18 protein-coding genes are annotated in these 16,633 nt (G+C 54.9%); 12 read left to right on the top strand and 6 right to left on the bottom strand.

Annotated features, from left to right (window positions below):
• Positions 1-5: 5 nt before the first annotated feature.
• The 4 genes from lysW/argW to PYRFU_RS03625 form a co-directional block, all read right to left on the bottom strand.
• Complete coding sequence (lysW/argW, locus tag PYRFU_RS03640; RefSeq protein ID WP_014026285.1) at positions 6-179, bottom strand: alpha-aminoadipate/glutamate carrier protein LysW; 174 nt, start codon at positions 177-179, stop codon at positions 6-8.
• A 180-nt stretch (positions 180-359) separates the two neighbouring features.
• On the bottom strand, positions 360-1,916 hold the full coding sequence (locus PYRFU_RS03635; RefSeq protein ID WP_048191513.1) for a hypothetical protein: 1,557 nt from the start codon (positions 1,914-1,916) through the stop codon (positions 360-362).
• A gap of 71 nt (positions 1,917-1,987) precedes the next feature.
• On the bottom strand, positions 1,988-2,926 hold the full coding sequence (locus PYRFU_RS03630; protein ID WP_014026283.1) for a helix-turn-helix transcriptional regulator: 939 nt from the start codon (positions 2,924-2,926) through the stop codon (positions 1,988-1,990).
• A 116-nt stretch (positions 2,927-3,042) separates the two neighbouring features.
• Positions 3,043-3,210 carry a 50S ribosomal protein L40e gene (locus PYRFU_RS03625; protein WP_048192357.1) on the bottom strand — a complete coding sequence of 56 codons (168 nt, stop codon included), beginning with the start codon at positions 3,208-3,210 and terminating at the stop codon, positions 3,043-3,045.
• 599 nt (positions 3,211-3,809) lie between these two features.
• On the opposite strand from PYRFU_RS03625, the gene PYRFU_RS03620 reads away from it, so the two are divergent.
• Positions 3,810-4,832 (top strand): hypothetical protein, encoded by a 1,023-nt coding sequence (locus PYRFU_RS03620; protein WP_048191511.1) that lies wholly within the window; start codon positions 3,810-3,812, stop codon positions 4,830-4,832.
• Between the two features lie 202 nt (positions 4,833-5,034).
• Here the strand turns inward: PYRFU_RS03620 and PYRFU_RS03615 are convergent, their stop codons facing one another.
• Together PYRFU_RS03615 and PYRFU_RS03610 are read right to left on the bottom strand one after the other, a co-directional pair.
• Positions 5,035-5,328: a hypothetical protein gene (locus PYRFU_RS03615; RefSeq protein ID WP_014026278.1), complete on the bottom strand. Its 294-nt coding sequence runs from the start codon at positions 5,326-5,328 to the stop codon at positions 5,035-5,037.
• A complete protein-coding gene (locus tag PYRFU_RS03610) occupies positions 5,298-6,059 on the bottom strand; it encodes a lipoate--protein ligase family protein (RefSeq protein WP_014026277.1) in 762 nt (253 codons plus the stop codon). Before PYRFU_RS03610 ends, PYRFU_RS03615 begins: the two co-directional genes overlap by 31 nt.
• A 138-nt stretch (positions 6,060-6,197) precedes the next feature.
• On the opposite strand from PYRFU_RS03610, the gene hypD reads away from it, so the two are divergent.
• The 11 genes from hypD (at position 6,198) to PYRFU_RS09865 (ending at position 16,632) form a co-directional block, all read left to right on the top strand.
• Entirely contained in the window at positions 6,198-7,436 is a 1,239-nt protein-coding gene (gene hypD, locus PYRFU_RS03605; protein WP_014026276.1) for a hydrogenase formation protein HypD, read from the top strand.
• A 138-nt stretch (positions 7,437-7,574) separates the two neighbouring features.
• Entirely contained in the window at positions 7,575-8,975 is a 1,401-nt protein-coding gene (locus PYRFU_RS09870) for an ABC transporter substrate-binding protein (RefSeq protein ID WP_014026275.1), read from the top strand.
• A 92-nt stretch (positions 8,976-9,067) separates the two neighbouring features.
• Entirely contained in the window at positions 9,068-10,105 is a 1,038-nt protein-coding gene (locus PYRFU_RS03590; protein WP_014026274.1) for a branched-chain amino acid ABC transporter permease, read from the top strand.
• Positions 10,106-10,123: 18 nt separating this feature from the next.
• Positions 10,124-11,386, top strand: coding sequence for a branched-chain amino acid ABC transporter permease (locus PYRFU_RS03585; RefSeq protein ID WP_048191507.1), 1,263 nt, complete (start codon positions 10,124-10,126; stop codon positions 11,384-11,386).
• An 87-nt stretch (positions 11,387-11,473) separates the two neighbouring features.
• Positions 11,474-12,307, top strand: a complete 834-nt coding sequence (locus tag PYRFU_RS03580) for an ABC transporter ATP-binding protein (protein WP_014026272.1) — start codon at positions 11,474-11,476, stop codon at positions 12,305-12,307.
• 308 nt (positions 12,308-12,615) lie between these two features.
• Complete coding sequence (locus tag PYRFU_RS03575; RefSeq protein ID WP_083818487.1) at positions 12,616-13,407, top strand: ABC transporter ATP-binding protein; 792 nt, start codon at positions 12,616-12,618, stop codon at positions 13,405-13,407.
• Between the two features lie 52 nt (positions 13,408-13,459).
• Positions 13,460-13,840 carry a hypothetical protein gene (locus PYRFU_RS03570; RefSeq protein WP_014026270.1) on the top strand — a complete coding sequence of 127 codons (381 nt, stop codon included), beginning with the start codon at positions 13,460-13,462 and terminating at the stop codon, positions 13,838-13,840.
• Between the two features lie 20 nt (positions 13,841-13,860).
• A complete protein-coding gene (locus PYRFU_RS03565; protein ID WP_014026269.1) occupies positions 13,861-14,667 on the top strand; it encodes a hypothetical protein in 807 nt (268 codons plus the stop codon).
• Between the two features lie 65 nt (positions 14,668-14,732).
• On the top strand, positions 14,733-15,527 hold the full coding sequence (locus PYRFU_RS03560) for a metal ABC transporter ATP-binding protein (protein ID WP_244403871.1): 795 nt from the start codon (positions 14,733-14,735) through the stop codon (positions 15,525-15,527).
• Positions 15,528-15,670: 143 nt separating this feature from the next.
• Entirely contained in the window at positions 15,671-16,255 is a 585-nt protein-coding gene (locus PYRFU_RS03555) for a hypothetical protein (RefSeq protein ID WP_014026267.1), read from the top strand.
• Positions 16,256-16,302: 47 nt separating this feature from the next.
• Positions 16,303-16,632 (top strand): DUF2175 domain-containing protein, encoded by a 330-nt coding sequence (locus PYRFU_RS09865; RefSeq protein WP_014026266.1) that lies wholly within the window; start codon positions 16,303-16,305, stop codon positions 16,630-16,632.
• The last annotated feature ends 1 nt before the right edge of the window (position 16,633 follow it).

The following is a 16,633-nucleotide window of genomic DNA, read 5'->3' as shown; positions in this document are numbered from 1 at the left end:
AGCCTCTACTCTCCCCAGTCCTCCTCAACGCGCTCCAACTGCTCTAGAACAACATTGCCATCCCGGATCCTCACGACTAGCATTGCCCCACAGTCGTGCTCCACGATCTCGCCATCCATTACGTTATCGGGTAGTTCAACATCGCCACCGCATATTGGGCAGACAGCCTTCTTGGCCACGCGGGGTCACCGGCAACGCTTCCTCCAGGTCCCCCAATTTATACGGGGCGTGTGACAATTAGAACATGATAGTGACAAACGGAGTAATGTTGGAATGTGGGTCTCGGCTTAGGCTATTAAAAACTGGCTAGGCGCGAGAGACACGGGAAGCAAGCTCGTCTCGAGATTCTAAGAGTGTTGTTAGTCGTGCTCCTTGTGGTGCTCCTCATGATGTTCCTTGTGATGCTCTATATGGTTGAGGGCGTGGTCGAGAGCATCCTCTAGGCGATCTACTAGCCTATGAGCAGCCGCTAACAGCTTCTTAGCCTCAACGGCCTTACCCTCCTCGATAAGCCTCTGGGCGTCGCCGAGCATAGATTCCGCCTTGGATAGCATTCTTTCAAGCATCTTGGCAACACGCTCGGGCACCTCGTCTATAACCTGCTCCAGCTTAGCACGTATATCCTGAAGCTTAGCCTGTAGCTCCTCAAGCTCTTTGCGCAGCTCGTCCAGCTCCTCACTAATCCTCTCTACCTTCTCAAGAAGCTTCTCAGCGAGCTTCAACGCCTCTCTCGCCCTGCCTATAAGCTCGGCAGCGGCAAGTACGGCACCTCGCTCTAGCTCATCCTCAGCTTTCATTAGGAGATGCTCGGCATGATCGAGTAGTTGTTGTATCCTAGCGCGGTACCTCTCCGGAGCATCGGTTGCGTTCAGCTTTGCTCGAAGCTCCTCAATCTTTGCTCGAAGCTCGCTAATCTCCTCTCTAAGCTCGTCTATCCGGTCAAGCGTCCTCTCCAGCAGCTTCACCTTAACCTTGATCTCTCTGAGCTCGGCTAGTGTTGCAGCAGTCACACCCTTCTCTAACACGCTCTTCTCGAGCCTATCCAGCCTCTCAAGTAGCCTATCTATGGCTGTCACATTCGGGTACCTATCCTTAAGCTCGTGAAGCTCGTCGCGCAGCTCGCCTATCTCCTCTAGTATTCTCTCAGCGAGTCTAGTCTCGTTGAGCGCCCCGCCAGTCGCATTGATAGTTACATTGGCGAGAGCCTCCTTAGCCTTGATGAGGTGTTGTAGAGCGGTACGAACAGCCTCGATCGCCTCAGGTGACGCGCCACGCTCCTCTAACAGCTTATACACTCTCTCGAGCACCGCAACAGCCTTGCTAACGACACGGTACGTTGCTCTCAGCGCCTTCTCCTCTACACGAGTGCCCTCAAGCACCTCTACAGTCGCATTAAGCGCGTGTTCGGCAGCAGCCTCCAGTATCTCTTCATGAGCCTCGGTTGTAGCCTCGAAAAGCTCCTCTAGGCTACTCGCCTTGACGATCCTAGCCTTCACGTCGTCTGGTATTCTAATGCCCAGCCTCTCTGAGATCATCTCGAGCCTCTCCAGTACAACAGTCTTCAACCTCTCGAGGACGACGCCCGCCTCTTCGCCAGTAGTGTTGAGCAACTGGCGTACCTCTGTGAACACCCTATGCGCTTCTGAGACAATCCACTCCAGCGTAGTGGTGTTAGCCTCTGACACGTTAACGGCAAGTATAGCATCTATCTTATCTCGCAGCTCGTCAGGTAGCTTCACCGACTCGGACAGCCTCTCTAGCAGTAGCTGGGCAGCCCTAGCCTTCGCTTCGAGCTTCGCTCTCTCGTCAACGCTACTCGCCTCCAGCATAGGTGCAGCGACAGTCACGAGTAGGGCAGCCAGGAGCGCAGCCGCAACAAGCACAGCCCTAGTCGATACCATATCCTCCACCTCCACTGTTACCCCCGGGTCTCCTCCCCGTTTGAGGGACCCCCGTTCCACCCCGTTCCACGGCCGTGAAACGAGCGTCACCTCTTCACCCGGAGAACCACAAGGTTGCGGCCATGCGGGTCCTTACGCACCTCTACAATCCCCATTTTACGTAGTCGCTGTACCCGCCTCCAAAGCGTCGACTTCGGCAGACCGAGGGCTCTCTGAAGCTCAGATTGAAGCATCGAGCCACCAGCTTCCCTCAACTTCTCAACTATCATACGATCAACATCGTCCAAGCCCTCGACGAGCACTGGTTGCTGCTCGGGAGTAGCCTCTCGGCGTCTACGCGTCAAGGAGTAAACGCCCACACCAACCAAGACGGCGACAAGCACCACTATAACCCAGGGTGTGACTCCAGTCAACCCTATCACTCCTGGAGAGGAAGACGTGGAGATAGAAGACGTGGTGGTAGTGCCGACCTGCTGGCGGGTAATCCCGGCCTCCATGTTCGAGGTGCTGTGCGTCTCCAGCGTCGTACCAGCTACACTCGAGCCTGCAACCCTATACTCGATAACAGTATCGTTGACGACGAACATGACAAGCTTGCTATCAGAGATTTTGACATCAGCCGCGTCGGGCAACGTCAACAGAACTATGCCAGGCTCAACGACTAGAAGCGCTGGGGCTCGGAGACGGAAAGAAAGGCCCGCTAGTGACTCAGTGACGTTAGCCACATAGCTTATCACGGCATCGCCGTCGCTACTCGAAAATACGTAAAGTGTTCCATTCGTGTAGACGGGTGGCACGAGCCGCCCACTCATATTCACGATTATAGTCTCGGGTATGGGCTCCACCGGGAGAGCAACCTCGGTGACCCCAGCCTCCACGTGCACGCGAAGCGTAACCTCAACAACGCCATCGCTATGTATCACCACGGTAGGCGGCTGGACAGCCGCAGAGACAGCGTGCACTGCCAACCCGAGAAGCAATAGGACAGCGATAACCGCTCCTCCGCGCAGCATCCCGAGCAGCATTCTATTGCAAACCCCAGAGGATACGCGGGTAACAAGCCAAGCCGCTTAAAGGAGACGTCCACCCGGACAACCAGAACAACAGCGAGCGGAAATAACAACCGGGGCGGAAGGACACATCACTTCTTCATACCACGCTCGGCGTGCTTGGGCCTAAGGTTCTTGCTTTTACACCTGCGGCACTTGGTCGCGCCCGGCGGGTTAAGAGCACCACACTTCCTGCACACAAGCTTCTCCAAGACACGCTTACGGACTATCGCAACCTTCACGGGGTCCGTGACCGGCATCTCTATCCCCACCATCCGGCTCAGCAGCAGGGGCTTTATATGAGGCCTCCGCCAGCAGCCGGTGCTCATCACTAAATCTTCAGCGAAGGCGTAGCTCGTCAACGGCCCCATTCTGTGAGATATGGGGTTAATGAGAACTTGTGGAATATAAAACGCGAATGATAAGTCATGTGTTGCAGGGGTGTTTATTCGAAAAAGTTAGTGAGTAGGGCAAGAGGTCAAGAAATAGTCGAATAGTACGATATGGGGTGTCACATGGTGTAATCGATGTTTATCGCGATAAGAGGGATGGCTGAGGAATAGATGTGAAGATGATGAAAAGACAAGGTAGTGTCAAAGAGTATTGAAAAAAGTTCTTCTGCAGTCATAGCTCTTTTTAGTTGCGCCATCTCAGTACACTGACCATGGATCTTCGATGCCGTCGTTGTCCAGTGCCTGTATTACACCGCGGGTTGCAACAGAGATCCCAAGTAGTATTGCAAGAGTTGCCAGCTTGGTAGCTAGCGGGTTAGCTAACAGACGTAGTAGTTTAGCCACCATGCGCATATCTCTCACCCCGTGCGTGGTCGTTAGAGTATGAGGAGGTTGGTGACAGACTGATGTTGCTGGCTGGAGGCGTTCAACTAGAGCAATTAGCTGGTATGTTGAGGCTATCCTGGTTGTTATCATGTTATGATTTTCGTTCTGAACTCAATAAGCTTAGCAGGAAGTATGGCGCACATGAACGTGCTGTAAGGAGGAACTTGCAACGCATAAGGGAAGCTAGGCTACCTGCAGGTCACATAAAGAGCGTTGAGTGGCTAGGTTTAAAGATGGTAACTCTCTTCTTCAACAAACACGTAGAAGTAAGTATTGATAGAACGTGGTACACGAATCGCATTCCTTATGGCGAATTTGTTACAAATGTAAAGAATTTACTACAGGACATAGGAGGCGTAATCAGGGGTGTTATCAACCTACTGGTTCCGGAAAGAATTGTCGACGAAGTGATGAGTAGAGAAGTAACACTACCTGGGTTAGTTAGAAAAGAGGTGTGTGATGTTGTCCCGATTTATTCATGTCCCTTTGTCGAAGGTGAGATGCCGCAATATCCCCATAAACTCAGTAATAATGAGATAAGGAAACTCGTTGATGAATGGAGTGGTAGTGGTTGGAAGAAAGCCTACAGCATAGGCCGCGGTGGTATGTTGATACCGCCGCGAACACCGGACACCATAGCCTTAGCATTGATGACAGCTATTGACAGAGAGCCGTGGTTATATCGAGCTGATGTGACTAACCCTAATCAATTGAAGCTTGCCCTGCCAGAGGATACACCTCGCGAATTTATTGACGCTATAAAAAGGGCGTCAAAGAAACTGGGTAACATCTACGATTCTCTCTCCAAAGGATTTATACTTGGAAGGCACAATGTATGGGGGTTATACGATGTTGCACCTATAATGGTTGTTGTTAGTAAGGAACAAGCACCGCTTCTGCATCTATTTGCATCAGCTTATGCACTCAGCAATGGAGTAGTGGTGTGCGAGTCAATCGCTTATACCGTGTTGCCAGGCTCTTGGCAAGCTGTTCGTATATTAAGGCGCATACATGAGCAAGGAGGCATGTTCTCTTGTGTTTGAGGGTGCGAGGTTCCCTCTGCCATTGAAGTATTGGGATGTGAGGAGGAACCGTTGGTACGTGGAGGTGACACGGTGATGCTATGCTGCTCAAAGCTTAAGCTGGTTGGGTCTTTTTTGGTCGTGTATTGGGAGTGAAGAGGCACCTCCACGCACCCCGGCTCTGAGCCCCTGTTGGCTGTGAAGATGGGGCAAGGTGCTGACCCTACTGTCTTCGGCAGGCCTCTAAGAGCCTCTCTATGCATTCCATGATGTCGTTCTTGGGCTCGGCGAAGATAGTATCTAGGATTTCTCTGGCTTTTTGTAGTGCAGTGTCCGCGTCGAGGCCTTTGAGTGTGTCTAGTAGCTCGTCTAGCTGTGGGTCGGCGAAGAACTCTCCCCAGAGCTCAAGTTCAGCTATCTTGCAGTCGTGTAGGACGATTTTGCCGGCGACAAGCTTGCCTTCTGGGCGTTTCACTCTACACTCTCTTACCTCCTCGTGAGCCACTCTCTGCTGCAATACCTCCACCTCACGGCCTCCGTAAGCTCGTAGACGTGGCGAGGTAAACTATCATGTATCTCGACACGGGCGTGCAGCATCCTGCTGAAGTACCCTGGGGCGGACTCCAGCAGCGCCTCTACAACCTCGTCGCGTGTCACTTTGCGCCCAGCGGTTAACGATAGTGTTGTTACCCTCACGCGTATGTCTCTACCCTTCCCGCGAGGTACGCGAAGAACCCTAGCCAGCACCTCCAGATCAGTATCATACATTACCGTGCCGTGTTGCAGCACAGCACCATAGCGCCTTGCCTGGGCGCTCCCAGACACCTTCCTACCGTTAACGAGGATATCGTTGAGCCCAGAGAAGGTGGGGTTGAATCCGAGCCTCTCTAGTGCCTCGACGAGCCACCCTGCCAGCAACTTGAAGCTCTCGGCCACATCGACGCCCCTAAGCCACTCCTCCGGCACGGCTATAGAGTACGTCACCTCGCCTTTAGGGTCATGGTAGACGCTCCCCCCGCCACTCAACCTCCTAACAACGTTGACGCCCAGCCTCTTGGCCTCCTCGAGGTCCACTGCCTCCTCTAGACGCTGGAAGTAGCCGAGCGTCACAGAGGGCGGGTCGAACCAGTAGAGCCTCGCGAGCCCCTCGCCAGTAAACCCAGCGTATATCGCCATAGCCTCGTCTATAGCCATCTGTGTGCACGCATCGCCAGCACCGTACACCACAAGGCGTATAACGCGGCTCAAGACCCTCTTGCTCCCCGTACTGCACCCACGGCGCTGGGAGGTATTCCGGGTGTCGGCTGCCAACCGGTACAGCCGAGCTAGCACCTAGAGCCAAGGTTATACACAATCAGCTGAGCGTTACCAAGGGGGCGTTAGCGTTTGGCTAGCGACTATCGCGAGCCCGGCGCCTATACCACAGAGACGCGTGACCAAGTGCTACGCAGGATAGTCGAGTTGTACCGTACCAACCCCATCGCTAAGGACATAGTGGCGAAGATACACAGACTAGCAGAGAAGCTGAGGGCTAGGCTCGGCGACGAGCCGGTAAAGATAATGGACTTTTGCGGTACACACGAGTGGACAATAACTCACTTCGGCCTACGTAGCCTCATGCCCAGCAACGTCGAGCTCGTAGCGGGACCTGGGTGCCCCGTGTGCATCACACCAGCGTACTACATTGACGTGGCTATCAAGCTCGCCCTTGATGGAATAACCGTGTACACCTATGGCGACGCCTACAAGCTACCAGGTTCGGCTCACCGAGGCTCCGGTAAGCCACGGAGCCTAGCCGAGGCTAGGGCAGCTGGCGGCAGCATAGAGGTGGTCTATAGTGTCGTGGATGCGGTTAAACGTGCGCGAGAGACTGGCAAGGAGAGTGTCTTCCTGGCCGTGGGTTTCGAGACAACAGCGCCAGCTACAGCATCGGCTGTCGCCCGGAGGATGGCCCCAAGGAACCTCACGTTTATCAACGTGCATAGGTTGACGCCCCCGATAATGAGGCATGTTTTCGAGGTACACAAGAAGCGTATACCCATCCGTGGCGTCATAGCGCCGGGCCACGTCTCGACAATAACTGGGGCGAAAGCCTGGAAGTTTGTGCCCGAAGAGTACGGCATACCGACGGTAGTCGCGGGGTTCGAACCGATCGACGTCCTCCTGGCTATACTCGAGATACTCCGGCAGCTTGTAGCTGGCGAGGCGAAGCTGGTCAACGAGTACACGAGGGCAGTCACATGGGAGGGGAACACGGCGGCACAGAGAGCGATAAACGAGTGCTGCGAGGTTGTTGATGCAGCCTGGAGGGGTCTAGGGTTCGTCCCGAAGAGCGGCCTAGCCTTCCGCGACAAATACGCGGAGTACGATGCGCTTAGGCAATATGGTATCCCAGAGCTGACCCCCGAGCGCTTCAGTTACGACCTGCCACCAGGCTGTAGGTGCGCAGAGGTTACACTTGGGCTGGCCAAGCCGACGGATTGTCCACACTTCCTGCGCGGATGCACGCCCGCCAACCCCTACGGCCCCTGCATGGTCAGCAGCGAGGGCACCTGCGCAGTCTGGGCAAGGTACGGTGGGGGAGGGTTAGCGCTCGAGGTTGCCAAGGAGATAGGCTTGTTGTGACCTCGAGTCTTACGCCGTATTTCGTCTAACCGCGTGTACAGGTTAAGCGAGTAATTAATCAGTTAAAATTGAACGAGCAGTTTATAGGTGGGGGAGTAGCGGCCCCCCATAGACGCAGTGGGTTAGGGGTGGGAGAAAATGTACAGGGCCCTCTCCAAGGGCGCTCTTGTAGGCCTCGTCATAATAATAATCGTCATTGCTGCCGCAGCCCTCCTAATGGCCAACCAGGGTGGTCAACAGGCAACCACTACCGTGACGACACCGGTTGAGACCAGCACACCAACCGCCACGGCCACAGCCGCTCCCGAGGTCTACAAGGATACGGCAGTGTTGATAGTCGCATTCGAGAGCGACGGTACCAACATCATACAGCATGCTGCACAGACACCCATACTGAGCAAGGTGAGATGGTTCAGCAGCGAGAGCATCCGCAGCGAGGCCCTCACCGCGAAGGCCCCAGAGGTGGTACGCAACTTCCTCAACAAGGTGAAGCTCACTGGCACCTTCCCCTACATGCCAAAGACGAAGTACCTTGAGGAGCTAAAGGGCAAGCTGGAGGAGAAGGGTATCACCGTTGAGGGCTTCGTGCCATACGCTTACGACGCTGCAATGCTCGGCATGCTAGCGATAATAAAGGCTGGCACTACCGACGCCGACGCCGTCAAGCAGGCACTACTCGAGGTATCCAAGGAGTATTGTGGCATGAGCGGCTGGAAGGCGCTAGACCCGAAGACCGGTGACCTAGAGTACCAGGACTACAGCATCTGGACCTATGAGTGCAGCGGTGGCGAGTGCAAGTTCGTCGACAAGTACATCTATGTCGCAGCCGAGGACAAGATAGTGCCCATCGACCAGTACAAGCCAAGCCTCGACATGTGCAAGATAACTCCTGACAACATCAAGGAGTACATCGCCGAGTGGATCAAGAACACTAACCTCAAGGGCGAGATTGTGATTGGTATCCTACTACCACAGAGCGGCGGTCTAGCAGTAGAAGGCCAGAACATGATCAAGGCCGCACTCTACGCCATTGAGCAGGTCAACGAGATCCTCAAGGAGCTAGGCGCTCCATTCACCTTCAAGCCTGTCGTCCAGGACACCGGCACCAAGCCACAGCAGGCCCTACAGGGCGCTAGGGTACTAGTCGAGCAGTACGGCGCTAAGCTCATCATCGGTACTGCGAGCAGCGCCGCCCTCAGCGGCATCATCGACTATGTCAACGAGCATAAGGTGATAACGATCAGCCCGAGCAGCACCAGCCCAGCACTAGCCAAGGACGACTACGTGTTCAGAGTGGTTGGCAACGACCGCGGCCAGGGTAAGGCACTAGCCAAGCTGGTCAATGAGGAGGGTGTCAAGAAGGTTGTCGTGATATACCGTAAGGACCCATACGGTGAGGGCATCGCACTAGCATTCAAGGAGAACTTCGAGGCGCTTGGCGGCACTGTCAAGCTGCTAGGCTACACGCCAGACAAGCCAGACTACGGCCCCGAGGTGAAGCAGCTAGCAAACATGATCGAGGAGCTGGTAAAGGGTTAACGTAGCCAGCTTCTATTTCTAACACAATTATTCACACCCGAAGGTTTTTCCCGCAGCTCATCCTCGCACCAATCGCCACGGGACAAGTGCTTATGGTGGCATTGGTTGACTTGATGGGTTCCGTGATAGACGCGCTAATATTTGGCACTGCCCTAGCCCTAATGGCAGCGGGATTGTCGATAACATACTCTGTCAGCAGGGTCGCTAACTTCGCGCACGGCGATTTTGCTGTCGCAGGAATAGTGGCATACCTCCTGCTCACGCTACTAGCGTACGGGAGGGTAGCTCCCGAGACTCTACAGCCTAGCCTGAGCGGATTCGATGGATTGATGACGCTAGCCAGGCTGGCGTTCGCGTTTATTTTTGCAGGGCTAGTGGCTGTAGCAGCTCTAATGCTCGTGTTCCGTCCTCTAAGGATGCGTGGTGCCAACCCTCTCCAGTTGATGGTCGCGAGCATTGGTGTAGAGCTGGTTCTGCGCCACGCGTTCTACATATGGTATGTGTTGAGCATTGGCACAGGAATTATTGTTGCGGGTGTAGGTCCTACGATCGTGAATATCGGTGGTGTTGCACTATCGCTTAATGACGTGTTGCCGTGGATAGTTGGTGGCGTGGTCATATCACTACTGGTGCTGTTCTTCATGTACACGATGATTGGTGTATCACTGCGTGCCGTGGCAGACAACCCGGATCTAGCCGAGGCTAGTGGCATCAACACTACACTCGTCGAGTTGATAGCTTGGTTCCTAGGCGGTGGTTTGGCTGGACTAGGCGGCGTGCTATGGTACACCTGGACTGCACCGGCAACACACCCCATGGAGTCTGGCTGGTTGTTGCTAGCGTTCGTCTTCGCATCCGTGACTCTAGGTGGTCTCGGTAGCGTGTTCAGCGCGATGATAGCAGCGTACATAATATCTCTGGCGTACTACCCGGTTAGCGAGATACTCATCCCGACATTGAAGAGCCTGGGGTTGCCAGTCGACGTTGGCCTTGGATACATGGTGCCACTAGTTGTCGTTATAGTGTCGCTAATGGTGATGCCGGAGGGTCTCTCGCCGCACCTGCAGAGGTTGTGGTTTAGGCTAGAAGAGGCTTGGAAGAGGTGGCGCTATGAGCGTGCAGGCTTATAATGCTAGTTTTGACGGTGGGTGGAGGGCGGGCCGGTAATGCTGGAAGTGTTGTGGCAGGTGTTGTCGATATTCACTAGCGTCGCCTTCTGGATCGAGGTAGCAGTTTTCACTATCATAGTGTTGTCGCTGAACCTAGAGTATGGCTGGACTGGCATACCAAACTTCGGTAAAGTGGCGTTCGTCTCTATGGGGGGTCTCGCAGCAGCCCTCGTCCTAAACTATATCATCGTGCCGATGCTGGCTGGTCTCGCAAACCAGCCTGGTGTCCCGCCCGAGGCGGCGGAGCACGCCAAGGCGATAGAGGAGATACTGAGGCAGGGTCGTGCACCCGGCGACTACTATTACGTATTGATGATCACGCAGCATGTCGTTCCACTATTCCAGATGTACCCGCAGTACTACTTCCTGTTGCTTGGACTCTCGTTGCTAGCGGCTGTAGCCCTTGGTGCCATATTCGCGCTGATAGTATCCTACCCAATAGTCCGTCTGCGTGAAGACTACCTCGCAATAGTACTGTTGATGACTAGCTTCCTGCTATGGATGTTATACACGTACTTCCCACTGCTAATGGGTGGCACCTTCGGCATACTGATACAAACCGGTGCCTTCACAACTATCTTCGGCGACTATGCTGGCTACGCCAGGCTCGCAGTAGTAGGTGTAGCTGCGCTACTATCCATACTCCTGGCTGAAAGGCTGCTAAACACGCCGTTCGGGCGTATGCTCCGCGCGATACGCGACGATGAGGCTGCCGCAGAGGCCATGGGCAAAGACGCGGCGCGCACGAGGCTAACGGTCATAATGCTCTCTAGCGTCTGGGCGGCTCTAGGCGGCGTACTCTACGTGCTAGTGTATGTCGGTAGCATACACCCAGACTACTACAGGATAGACTTCACCTTCCTCTGGATAGCTATGCTGCTGCTCGGCGGCGTCGGCAACAATATAGGCGCGGTTATCGGCGTCATCGCGTTCGACTTCTTCTACAACGCGTCGCAAGTGCTAGTGTCGTACATACTCCAGGGTATGGGCCTGCCCCTCGACATTGCACAGGGTATTCAGGGTCTTGTAGCCAACATGCTGGTAGGCGTCATACTGGTGCTCATACTGTTCTTTAGGCCACAAGGTATAATCCCGGAGAAGCCGGTCAAGACGCCAATATGGCGTGTGTTTGTCGAGAGGACTGGCGTCACGCCAGAGTTCCTACAGCCGTTCTACGCTAGGATAGCGAGGATCTTTGGAAAGGCGGGTCAGCGCGGCAAGCGGTCCTCACGCGTCGGCTGAAAAGTACGTCATCAGCCCCTTGGTGGTTAGCCACGCCTCCGTTTTTATACGGGGTGTGTGGCGCGTTCTTGTCACCCGGGTGGATGCGTGAGACTAGCGTCCATTCTAGCGAGGCTTGGGTTGCAGCAACAGGTTGGCGGTGGGGCTGCGCCCTGCGACACAAGTAAGTACATTCTCTGTGTTGAGAACGTCAAGAAGTACTTTGGCGGAGTTAGGGCTGTTGATGGTGTAACATTGCGCGTCGAGAGAGGCTCTATAGTGGGGCTCATCGGGCCAAATGGTTCGGGGAAGACAACGCTGTTCAACGTGATTGCTGGTTACTACAAGCCGGATGCTGGTCAGGTATGGTTCGACGGAAGGAGAATAGATGGACTCTCGCCGCACGAGATATACAAGCTTGGGCTTGTGCGCACCTTCCAGACGCCGAGGTTGTGGAGAAGCCTCACCGTCTTTGAGAACGTTGCGGGCGGTGTCAAGGGCCATCCTGGCGAGATGCTGCGCAACGCCATCCTATGGTCCAGGTGGGTACCCTTCGAGCTGAAGACTGGCGAGAAGGCTCTTGACACCATAGCGTTTGTTGGTTTGAGTCCAGTAGCTGGTAACATGGCTGACGCTATAAGCGGCGGCCAGATGAAGCTCGCGGAGCTAGGCAGGGCGCTCATGGGCGAGCCTAAGATGCTGCTTCTCGACGAGCCCGCGGCGGGCGTAAACCCGACGCTCGCCAGGCAGATATTCGAGGGTATCGTAAGGCTACGCGAGGAGAAGGGCATAACGTTCCTCATAATAGAGCATCGCCTAGAAATACTATTCGATTATGTTGACTATGTCTATGTGATGCACCAGGGTAGGATAATCGCGGAGGGCAAGCCAGCCGAGGTTGCCGAGAACCCACTTGTAGCAGAGATATACCTTGGAGGTTAAGCCACCACGAGGAGAACATTGGAACGAACATCCTATGCACTTCTGTCACAGCGTGCCTCGCACCTCCACAAAACACATCAATGATTATGGCGGCGTAGAGAGGCGTTCGAAACATACACATATTTTGATAGACAGTGTGTCGAGCATCGTAACTACTATGTTAAGAGAAGAGTCGGCTCTCTAGCGCCTAGTGTTTGTGCTGCTCTCGTCTCGTATCTGGTAGTATGGGCCTTGTACACTCCCTGGGTTAGATAGTCGCCGAACATTAGAGCTGGGTAGATTAGGGTGGGAGCGTTAACCGGGTGCGCATGGGCGAGCGTATGGATGGTGCTGCTCGTGGGCTGCCGGTGCGCGTGCAGGACGTGTATGCCGGCTATGGTAAGCTAGAGATACTCCACGGCGTGAACCTCTATGCCAACCCTGGCGAGCTTGTGGTGATAGTGGGGCCGAACGGTAGCGGTAAGTCAACGTTGCTCAAGACGATATTCGGGTTTACCAAGATCTATCGTGGCAGGATAATAGTAGGGTCTCGTGACGTGACACGAGTGCCTCCCAACAAGAAGCCATACCTTGGGCTCGCCTATGTGTTCCAAACTGGGAATGTCTTTGCAAGCCTAACTGTAGAGGAGAACCTGAAGCTATCTTGGCTAGTGTTTAGCGTGCGTGCGAAGCGCGGTGAGCTTGGCAAAGAGGCGATGCGTGACCCCCAGAGGGCTTTCCGCAAGAAGCTAGAGGAGATTCTTGAGATGTTCCCTCGGCTTCGTGAGAGGCTGAAGCAGAGGGCTGGGACTCTCTCTGGCGGCGAGAGACAGATGCTAGCCATAGCCAAGGCTCTGCTCACTGAGCCTCGGGTACTCCTGCTAGACGAGCCTACCGCGGCGCTAGCGCCTCGTGTCGCCGAGGAGGTGCTAGAGATTGTGAGGAAGATTGCTGATAGTGGGTTGACAGTTCTTCTCGTAGAGCAGAACGCGAAAAGAGCACTAGAGATCGGCGACCGTGGGTATATCCTTGTGCAGGGTAAGGTCGCGTACGAGGGCACGACCAAGGAGATACTTGCGCATCCCGAGCTAGGCAAGCTATACCTAGGTCTGCTCAAGTAAGGTGCTGACTTTTCCCCCGAAGGCACTGCCCCCAACAACTGGTGGTATAGTTTTGGCCGAGAAGATAGGCCTGCGCGAGAAGCTCGTCCCGGTGCGCGTCTCGTCGCTCAACGACCTTGCGAGGATGGCGGCTAGCATTGTGACACTGGGCCAGACGGCTTACCTGATACGCTTTGAGAGTGGCGGGAAGCTAGTGTACGGTCTGGTGGCGCTGCTCCGCGACTATTATGACTTGTACGGTCTCCCGATACTCTACTATTGCACGCGCGAAGCCAGTGATGACGAGCGTAAGAAGCACTATCTGCTTGTAAAGGTTGACGAGCAGGGCGAGCATGTTATGCTATCCGAGACTGCTAAGCCAGGTTGGGTTACCGTGCCTATTATCGACATAGTTGAGAAGCCTAGCTTCTTCCCGGATGATATTCGCGTCTAAGCGTATAGCGGGGGAGCCTAGTGAGGGTCTGTCTAGCGCCTCTCGGGGCGTTGAGTCTGGCTGTTGCTGATGTCCTGGCGGCGTTGGGCCACGACGTTACTATACTAGACGACTATGGGCGATGTGGTGAGATACTCCGAGAGCCTATAGAGGCTCGCTACAGGCTTGTGGATGCGCCGCCGGACTCGAAGCCATTGCGTCGCATACTAAAACGATGTGACATCTTCGCCCTGCTCTGGGATCCCTGGGATGCCGGCTCTTGTCTCGGCTGGGAGCGGGTGGTGACGGGATACGCAGTCAGCGCCATAGAGGCTGGGGTCGAGAGGCTCGTGGCTAGCCTCCCGGCGGGCGCGTATGCATGGAGCGACGGGCATGTCAAGTGTTCCTCGTTGCCATCTAAGGCGCCTCGTAGCCGCGTATATGGGGTGCCGTTATCGGTTGCAGTGCTTCTCCTCTCTAGTGGCGTGGAGTCGCTTGTCGCCGTACACCCGCCACTGCTGCACATAGATAGTAGTGTGGCTAGAGGTGCTCCCGAGCCGCTAAACTGGCTAGAGAGGCTCATAGAGACACGTGTGCTCGAAGCGCCTCTAGATGCGCGTCTAACTGTGCTCGATTATCGCGATGCTGGTGAGACGATAGCGTTGTTCCTGGAGAGTGAGGCCGTGGGCCTCCAGTGTATCGGTGGCGTCACGGTAGAGGCTAGAGTGGCTGCTGAGAAGCTACGAGCTAGTAGTGTAGTTCCTCGTGAGCCTGCAACGCTGGTCGTCGAGGGTACTAGGGTCGAGAGAAGAACGCGGCGCATATTGTCGAGGCTCGGGTTGGGATAAGTTCCTTATGTGCACGTGTTTTATAGGGTTGGTTGCACTGTGTGCACAGTTGGGTAGGTAGTAGCGTGAGTAACACTAGGGTAGAGGTTCATGGGGTCAAAGTCGCCTATCGCGGAGACACGGTGCTTGATGTTGATAGGCTTGTGTTTGAGGGGCCGGGGCTATACCAGCTCCTCGGGCCTAACGGTGCAGGCAAGAGCACGTTAATCCGTGTGATAGTTGGGCTGATCAAGCCTAGTGAGGGCGAGGTTCTGATAAACGGTGTGCGTGTCGAGGGTAAGCCGGAGCTAGCCGGCAAGTACATTGGTTACGTGCCGCAACACGAGCACGTGGGTCACTTTGACTTCCCCGTCACGCCGTTCGACCTAGTGGCTTCAGCGCTGTTGCTTCGGAGGCCGTGGCCCAGAGTGAAGACGCCGCGATGGGTACGTGAGCACGTGGAGAAGGTTCTAGACGAGGTTGGTTTGCCTCGAGACTCTTGGCATAAGAGCGTATCCGAGCTTAGTGGTGGGCAGCTGCAGAGGGTGCTCATAGCCAGGGCTTTGGTTCACAACCCGCCTATCCTACTCATGGACGAGCCTCTCTCAGCTGTAGATCCGCGTGGTAGAGTAGAGTTGGCCCGCGTGATAGGAGAGCTTAGCAAGGATAGGCTCGTAATAGTAGCTAGTCATGACCCAGCCCTGCTCCTCGAGTATACCAAGGGCGTCGTGCTGCTCAACCGGAGGGTTGTAGCAACAGGACACCCGGATGAAGTTTTGCGTGTCGAGGTGCTGAAGAGGGTATATGGCGATGTTGCGCTGATAATTGAGCGTCACGTACACATATGCGACAGCCACTATGTTGTCCGCAAGGGGCGGTGACGAGAACCCCCAATGCGGACCGGTGAAGAGAAGGGGCCGGTCCCGAGCCCCTCCCTTTTCAACATGATGAGAACTTCCGGGGCCGAGGCTTACAGCCAATGGTGATAATGGGCCTGGCTGATAGGTAAGATAGGGTCGGCTACTTGGTACGCCTGAGGCCACGTGAGGAGTTCCTACGCGAAGCTTCCGAGCAGGTGCGCCCCGTCCACGCGGAGGGTGTGTTCACTGTAGGCTACCGGGTCATAACGTACTACCTCCTCTTCGAGTACTACGACCCTCTTGGCTACTATGATGCTGTTCTACGGAACCGCCGGCTACTCGAAGAAGAGGTTGCAAAGCTGCATTACAACATGCAGAGTTTTATAGACCAGGAGGAGGTTATAGTGAACGGTAAACGAGTCCGACCCAAGGTCGTCCTGGTTGACATTACTTTTCGCGGCCGGAAGACGAGCCCCCTAATCGTCTTTGGGGTCAGGTTCGCGGCTCCCCTCAAACCCGGTGTGAACGTATACGAGAACAGGTACGAGTCGGAGACCGTAGAGTACGACTATGTAGCCTATTGGATGTTCCCCCCGGGCACCAAGATTCTAGAGGTCGACATGGATGGCGAGGAATGGGAGATTACAGAGACGGGGGTTCTCGCGATATACGGTAGGAGGGGTAAACGCATAGGCGGCTACGAGAAGATAGTGTTCGAGTTGCCCTCGATACCCGAGACCGAGGAGTAACCAGCCTAGTTAACCCCTTGCGATACTAGTAGGATAGGGCTCCTACCGTGCTACGCAAATGGCGTTGTGTAATCTGTGGCGATGAGATCATCGAGGGTCAGAGGTTCACGGTGCTTAGGGATGGTTTTGTTCACCTTGAGTGTCTCTTCGAGAAGCTTGTGAAGGAGGGGAGGCTAAGCCAGGATATAGCAGCGCTCATGGATGCCGTCGAGGTGCTCAACTACCTTATAGTGAGGATCAAAGAGGCTAAGAGATTAGCTTCTAGCCGCGAGGTTATAGATATGCTCGAGGCTGTTAGGATAGATGCCGAGAAGCATGCAGCACAGATCTCCAGCCTATTAGAGAGGATGGCCGGGCTGGGTGGTGAGCGGGGCTAGC

This window comes from Pyrolobus fumarii 1A, assembly GCF_000223395.1.
Taxonomy (GTDB): Archaea; Thermoproteota; Thermoprotei_A; order Sulfolobales; family Pyrodictiaceae; genus Pyrolobus; species Pyrolobus fumarii.
The sequence above is the reverse complement of the archived record's forward strand: the minus strand, read 5'-3'. Positions and strand labels throughout refer to the sequence as shown.